Below are 7,098 nucleotides of genomic sequence, written 5' to 3' on the forward strand. Positions count from 1 at the left end.
GTTGTGTCGAGGGCCAGAATACGCTTTTTTTTGCGTTTCAGCTCTTATCAGCGCCGATCTCGCTGACCACAACCTGATTTCTGCCTGCTCTCTTGGCCTGGTAAAGCAGCTGGTCACAGGCCGACAGTAATTCCTGAACCCTGTCTGCGTCGTTGGTTCCGCAAACAACCCCGGCGCTCAGAGTAACGTTGAATTCGGTGCCATCCTCGCTCGCAAAATTCTCTGTCTCCATGCCGATACGCAGGGATTCAGCAACGTGCCTGGCATCACTGATGGTGGTTTGGGGCATCAGCACGATAAACTCTTCGCCTCCGGTTCGGGCCACGATATCGGATTTTCGGGTCCGCTTTTCGATCAGACTGGCCACCGTGCGCAGAACCTTGTCACCAGTAAGATGACCCCAGGAATCGTTGACACTTTTGAAAAAATCGATATCCAATGACACGAGGGAAAAGGGGTGGCCGTAACGGGCGGATTCTTCGGAGAGTTCGTGAAGTTTCTTGAGTAGATATCTCCGGTTGTAGAGACCCGTCAACTCATCGGTGATCGATAGTGCAGCCAGCTTGAATTCCAGCTGTTTCTGGTCATCGATATCCGTGATGACGCCGTGCCATGTGGTGCTTCCATCCGGGTTTCTTTCTGGCCGGGAGACACCTCGCAACCATCGGGTTCGACCGTCTTTGAGGATCCGGTAATCGCAAACCCATTCGCTCAGAGTTTGCCGGGAGTTTTCTATGGTTTCGTGGACCCGTGGAACATCCTCACGGTGAATCGGCTCGAACATGCGTTCCGGGTTGGTCTGAGCTTCCGCTGGCGTTACGCCGTAGAAATCCTTGGCCTTGCGACTCATGTAGGGGAAGTGAAAGCTGCCATCATTATTCAGGGTAAAGGTATATATGATCCCCGGAAGAGATTCAGCCAGCTGCTGCAACTGATGCTGTGTGGCTTTCTCTTCCGTGACGTCCAGATGCGTCCCCATCAGCCAACGATTTCCCGCTGCTTCGCTATTGTTGAGCAAGGTCCCGCGGGTGTGGATGTAGCGCCACTCACCATTCTTGTGAAGCATGCGTACCACGCATTCAAACTGGGAGGCCTCACCGCTGAGGTATGCGGTAAGTGCTTCGTTTGCTGATTCTATATCGGTGGGGTGACTGAGCTTTTCCCAGGTCTGGAACGACAATGGCGCTAGCTCTTCCAGGGTGTAGCCAAGCATGCTGGCCCAGCGTTCATTAAAAATGATCTCGCCGGTGTCCAGATTGTATTCCCAGGTGCCTGCCCCAGTGCCATCAAGAATGGCATTGAGCCTGGTTTCTGCAGTCAGGTGCATGTGATCCCTCACTCAAAGGCTGCCCCAGTGCGGCAAGCCGACGTTTTCGCGGGGTGCTGCTGTCCGGAATTCTGACTCATGTTATCCGGTTAAACGACTGCCGGTAAAAAAGGTCGATGGCTTCGTCAGCAGGTAACGGTTTCGACAGTAGGTAGCCCTGACAAAGATGACAACCCATTTCACGCAACCGCTGAAGCTGTTCGTCGGTTTCGACGCCTTCGGCAACCACTCGAATATCATGAGCAGAGGCGATATCGATAATGGACTTGATGATAACTCCGCCCTTCTCAGTAAGGATTTCATCCACGAAGGTTTTGTCGATCTTCAGGTCGTCAATGCCAAGGAAACGCAAGTAATTCAGCGATGAATAACCGGTGCCGAAATCGTCAATCGCGATTCTCACCCCTTTTTCCCGGAGTGCGTCGAGGTTTTCTCGGGCTTCCGTCGAGCGCTCCATGACGGCTCCCTCTGTGATTTCGAGCTCAATGTTTGCGATTGGAATCCCGGACTCAGCAATGCCTGCCAACACCCGTTTTTGAAAGTCCACCTGAGAGAAATGAGCAGGGGTGATATTAATCGCTACCGGAGGAAAGTCCGCGATGGCACCGTGGGCACGGGCAATTATTTCGAACACAGCGGACATCACATAACAATCCAGCTCCAGCCCAAGCGATGATTTTTCGGCGATTGGAACGAATTCTCCGGGGGAAATAGCGCCTTCTCTGGGATGTCGCCAGCGGACGAGGGCTTCGAAGCCAGCTATGGTGGAGTTGCTGACCCAATATTTTGGCTGCAGGAAGATTTCAAGCTGATTATCCTCAATGGCTTCTTTGAGGTCCTGCTCAATTTCCATCTGACGATGGAGAACCCGATGGTGTTCGAAATCGAAGATACCAATACGCCGGTTGCGCCTGCGGGCATAGTCTTTGGCGGACTCTGCCAGCTCGGGCAGAACTTCAATATTTTCCGAATCTGAGGGGTACATGGCGATGCCCACAGTGGCTCGGACATTCAGCTGCTTGTCCCGAAGTTTGAATGGGATTGATAGGTATTCGATGAGCCTTTCAGCAATGGCCTCTGCGTCTGCCTTACTACTCACGTGAATTGCGAAAAGGAATTTGTCTGCCCCTGTCCGGGCGCAATGATTGGCTCTCTGGATTGTGCGACTTATTCGATTGGCAAGTTTGATCAGAACGGCATCGCCAATCTCGTATCCATAGCGTTGGTTGATCAGACTGAAATGCTCGATATCCAGGTACAGAAGCGCGCTCAGGCTCGCACTTTTGAACCAGACCTTGCAGTCCTTTACCAGTGATTGTTTATTGAGCAAACCGGTAAGCGGGTCATGGGTTCGGAGATAGTGCGCTTGCTCAAGCGCCCTTTCCTGTTCCGAAACGTCGATACCGAATCCTTGAAGCTCCGCTTCATCATCGGAGGGCGCCGAGGTGCGGCGAAAGCTCCACTCCACCAGCGTCTGAGAGCCGTCTTGTGCCTTCATTGTGACCTTTACAGCGATCTCACCAGATGTCTCCTCATCGCTGAACAGTGAGGCAAGTCGACGACGAATTCTGTAGCCGGGTTCATTGAAAAAAACAGTGATTGGCGCTCCGATGATGTCTTCTGCCTCTGTGCCCAGTGCACGAGTGAAGGAAGCGTTTGCAAAGGTGATTCGGAAATCACTGTCGAGACGCAGGATGAACTGTTTCTGGGCCTGAACAATCTCTCGATATCTCTGCTCAGCGCTCGCAAGCTTGTTCAGTGCGTTCTCGTAGTCACTGAGATCGTGACAGATCCCCACGAACAGATGTTGGTCGTGCTGTTTGCTTTCGCCAACGGAGAGATGCATCGGGAAGGTCTCCCCATTTTTTTTCTGGCCCCTGACATCCCGGCCAATGCCAATGATTTTACCCTCTCCACTGTGTTTGTAGTTATCAATGTATTGATCATGGTTCCTTGCATCGGGCTCCGGCATCAAAATTGAGACATTCCTGCCAATTACCTCGCCCGTAGAATAGCCAAAGAGACTCTGAGCGGAATCGGAAAATTGCTGGATGATTCCTTTGTCATCAATGACGATAATTGCATCTACTGCCGCACCCATGAGTGCGGATGCCAGATCCTGCCTGCTCATTTTGAGTCTGCATCCCCTGGTAGTGTGCCTACTTGAACCTTATGACCAATTCGTGAAGATCGTTTGCTATCTGTTCGATACTTTTCACGCACTTCGTTGATTCTTCACCCTTGCGGAGGTTTGTCGACGCTAGCCCGGATATCTTCTCCACCTGCTCGTTAATCTGATCCGAAACCTGCGCCTGTTGTTCAACGGCCGCTGCCATCTGTAATGCCATTTCGGCAATGTTGGTGACGGATTCGGCAATGTCATTCAGCGTGCTCTCGGCGGAGAGCATTTTCTCCATGCCCTCATCTGCGGACAGCTTACCTTGGTCTGCCTTCTTGCTCGTTTCTCCTGAACGCGAAATCAATTCGCTTACAATGCCGTGGATTTCGCTGGTGGAGTTTCGGGTACGTGACGCCAATCCGCGAACCTCTTCGGCCACCACGGCAAAACCACGGCCATGCTCTCCCGCTCTGGCCGCTTCGATGGCGGCATTCAACGCCAGAAGATTGGTCTGTTCGGCGATCTCTTCAATAATTTTTGCGGCCGAGGCTATCTGCTCGGTCTGTTGGGCCAGTTCGCCCACGGAATCGTTGATGCCATGGACAGAGACTTTCAGGGACTCAATGGCTTCGCGAGTGCCACGAACAACAGCACGACCTTCGTTGGCAAATTCCTTGGCCCCGTCAGCCCGCTCCGCCGTTGACTGAACGTTTGATGAGACCTCGGCAATTGTCTGAGACATCTCGTGCACGGCCGCTGCGACCCGTTCGGTCTCGGCCTGTTGCTGTTTCAGGGCTTCCTGAGCTTCAAAGCTGACTTCCCGGCCCTTCACTGAAAACAGTCGCATCTCGTCGGCCGAGTCTTCAAGCCTGGTGAGAACCGCATCCAGATGGGCCTGTTGGGCCTTTACCGCGACCTTGATACGCCCCAGGGGCATATCGTCATCGGTATAACTTCTTGCGGCCAGGTCATCGGTAAAACTGTGTTCCAGCAGTTTGGTGACGGAACTCATCAGATGTTTGCGGGCCAGATGCATCCAACCGGCATAGGCGATCACGCCACCGGCCAGAATGAGTTCAGAGAAGGTTTGCTGGCCGGTCAAGAACAGGGTCCCGGCGACAATGAACACGAAGGCCAGAAAGATGGTAGGGGGGTGCAACCTGCGCCACAAAGGGATTCCGGATTTGCCTGAACGCATGGCCGCGTAAAGCTGTTCTGCGCGCTCGACATCCTTTCTGTCCGGGCAGGTTCGGACGGACTCGTATCCGACCACCTTACCGTTTTCGGTAACAGGGGTAACGTAGGCACTTACCCAGTAGAAATCGCCATTCTTACGGCGGTTCTTTACCAGGCCCATCCAGGGCTGCCCAGCCTTCAGGTGGGACCACATGTTTTCGTAAGCGGCCGGAGGCATGTCCGGGTGTCGGACGATGTTGTGCGGTTGCCCGATCAGCTCGTCCCGGCTGAAGCCGCTGACTTCCACAAAGGCTGAATTGCAGTGTTTGATTTTGCCCTTGAGGTCAGTGGAAGAGATCAGTTTTTGATTTGGAGAGAAGGTTTTTTCTTTATCCGTTACCGGCAAATTCTTTCGCATCGCTAGTCCTTGCGTATCTGACTACCCTCACTTTCGAAAGATAGTTGCTGATACACAGGCTCGCCATGAAAAGTTCATGGCGAAGCCGTAAGCGCAAGGACAAATAGTGCAAATTTGAATTATTATGCGAACATTTTCACCTTCAGGAGGATCTCACTGCGGGTTTGGCCAACCATTCGTGCCCCTTCAACATTCCATGCCAGTAGAGTGTTGGCAACTGTTTGGCTTTCAACCACCAGGCCGCCCGGGTGGCCTTGGTGCCATCGTTGATCCATTTTGGGAAGCTTGGCTGAAGTACACCGCCATAGCCGAATTCCGCCAGCACGATCTTGCCATTTTCAACGGTCAGCGGGCAGGAACCGTAGCCCAGGTAGGCGGCTTCAAGTGGCTGGTTTCGGAGCGTGGCGATCAGGTTTTCAGCCACCACTGGCGCCTGCTTGCGCACCGCTGCGGCGGTCTTGGCGTTGCCGGTTCCGCTCACGTCGCCGAGGCCGAAGATGTTGTGGTAGGTTTTATGACGCAGGGTGTCATCTTCCAGATCCAGCCAGCCGCCTTCATTGGCCAGGGCAGATTCCCGGATCAGCTTTGGTGCCCGCTGGGGTGGAACGGCATGTAGCATGTCAAAGCCGACTTCACGGTCCTGGGTATTGCCGTCGCCATCGGTTGAGCGGAACACCGCTGTCTTCGCGGGCCCGTTCACGGCAACCAGGGTACTCTGGAAATTCAGGTCAATGCCGTATTTTTCGATGTAAGCTTCCAGGGCAGGTACGTAATCGGCCACACCAAACAGCACGGCTCCGGCGTTGTGGAACTGGATATCCAGATTGTTCAGCACGCCGTGTTTGAGCCAGTAATCGGCGGACAAATACATGGCTTTCTGCGGCGCGCCGGCACATTTGATCGGCATGGGAGGCTGACTGAAAAGCGCCCGGCCTTTCTTGAGATTCTGGACCATGTCCCAGGTGTAGCTGGCCATGCCTTCCCGGTAATTGGACGTGACCCCATTGGAGCCCAGCGCCTCCTCAAGACCTTCAATGCCGCCCCAGTTCAGCTCCAGCCCCGGAGCGAGTACCAGGGCTTTGTATTCCATGGAAGAACCGTCACCCAGAGAAATCCGGTTGTTGTTCTGGTCTATGCCGGTTACCGGTTGCTGGTACCAGGAAACGAATTTTGGCATTACTTCTGACATCGGCCTGGAGGTGACTTCTGGCTGGAAAACGCCACCACCCACCATGGTCCAGCCGGGCTGATAATGGTGTCGGGTTGCGGGTTCAATAATGGCGATGTCGAGATTGCTATCCCGTTTGTGGATGCTGGATGCCACTGATATGCCGGCCGCCCCGCCGCCTACGATGACGACGGTGTGGGATTTGGCGGTGCCTGTCATGGTTGTGTTGCTGATCATGCCTCGAACCTCTTGTCTTTTTTGCTGTCTGCGAGTGAGCTTGAGATATATCAAAGGCTACCAAACTTATAGGTCTAACGTTAGATCAATTAGAAATATATCTTGTTGGTCAGCGTTTCCGCAGGCATAGCGCTTAAAGTGACTTGGCGGCCGGAACATTGCCGATGAGTATTTCGGGGGTTGGTAGTGGTGCCTGTTCTCGGATCTGGATGTCCTGGCGATCGGACCTGTTGTGGATCGTGTTTCGCAGGATTTTGACCGTTACTGGGCCAGTCAGTCCTCGTATCCGGCGGAGCGGTTGCTGTCCGAAGTGGGCGATGAAGATCTGACTGATCTTGGAACCAGCCTTGCGGTTGTTGAAGACAATGCTGAAGCCCAACGCTTTGTCGCTGCTGTGCAAAATTCCGGGTTCCTCAGGCAGGTATTGAACCGGGAGTTAGCTTTCGTCTGGGCGCCGGTGGAGCCGTTGCTTTGATGGAGTTATAGCTAAAAATCGCCAAGATGTCGGCGAAGCGGTGGTGAGCAGGAGTATCAAGCAGGGGAAAAGCGGGAAAGTGGTCGGCGTGGCAGGATTCGAACCTGCGACCCCTTCGTCCCGAACGAAGTGCGCTACCAAGCTGCGCCACACGCCGATCAACGGCCGGTATTATACG

The 7,098-nt window shown here is 53.7% G+C and carries 5 protein-coding genes and 1 tRNA gene; 1 reads left to right on the top strand and 5 read right to left on the bottom strand.

Going from position 1 to position 7,098, the window contains the following annotated elements; all coding sequences use genetic code 11:
- Nucleotides 1-37: 37 nt before the first annotated feature.
- From QZ534_RS17535 to QZ534_RS17550, 4 genes are all read right to left on the bottom strand, one after another.
- The gene (locus QZ534_RS17535; protein WP_296936352.1) at nt 38-1,327 is read right to left on the bottom strand and encodes a sensor domain-containing diguanylate cyclase; all 1,290 of its coding nucleotides are present in this window, start codon (nt 1,325-1,327) and stop codon (nt 38-40) included.
- A gap of 76 nt (nt 1,328-1,403) precedes the next feature.
- Nucleotides 1,404-3,458: an EAL domain-containing protein gene (locus QZ534_RS17540; RefSeq protein ID WP_296936354.1), complete on the bottom strand. Its 2,055-nt coding sequence runs from the start codon at nt 3,456-3,458 to the stop codon at nt 1,404-1,406.
- A 28-nt stretch (nt 3,459-3,486) separates the two neighbouring features.
- Nucleotides 3,487-5,040, bottom strand: a complete 1,554-nt coding sequence (locus QZ534_RS17545; protein WP_296936356.1) for a PAS domain-containing methyl-accepting chemotaxis protein — start codon at nt 5,038-5,040, stop codon at nt 3,487-3,489.
- A 142-nt stretch (nt 5,041-5,182) separates the two neighbouring features.
- On the bottom strand, nt 5,183-6,445 hold the full coding sequence (locus QZ534_RS17550; protein ID WP_296936357.1) for an FAD/NAD(P)-binding oxidoreductase: 1,263 nt from the start codon (nt 6,443-6,445) through the stop codon (nt 5,183-5,185).
- Nucleotides 6,446-6,677: 232 nt separating this feature from the next.
- Between QZ534_RS17550 and QZ534_RS17555 the strand changes: the two genes are divergently transcribed.
- Nucleotides 6,678-6,920: a hypothetical protein gene (locus QZ534_RS17555; protein ID WP_296936360.1), complete on the top strand. Its 243-nt coding sequence runs from the start codon at nt 6,678-6,680 to the stop codon at nt 6,918-6,920.
- A gap of 80 nt (nt 6,921-7,000) precedes the next feature.
- Here QZ534_RS17555 and QZ534_RS17560 read toward each other — a convergent pair.
- Nucleotides 7,001-7,077, bottom strand: a tRNA-Pro gene (locus QZ534_RS17560).
- Between the last annotated feature and the right edge of the window lie 21 nt (nt 7,078-7,098).

The sequence above is a fragment of the uncultured Marinobacter sp. genome (assembly GCF_913055835.1).
Classification (GTDB): Bacteria; Pseudomonadota; Gammaproteobacteria; order Pseudomonadales; family Oleiphilaceae; genus Marinobacter.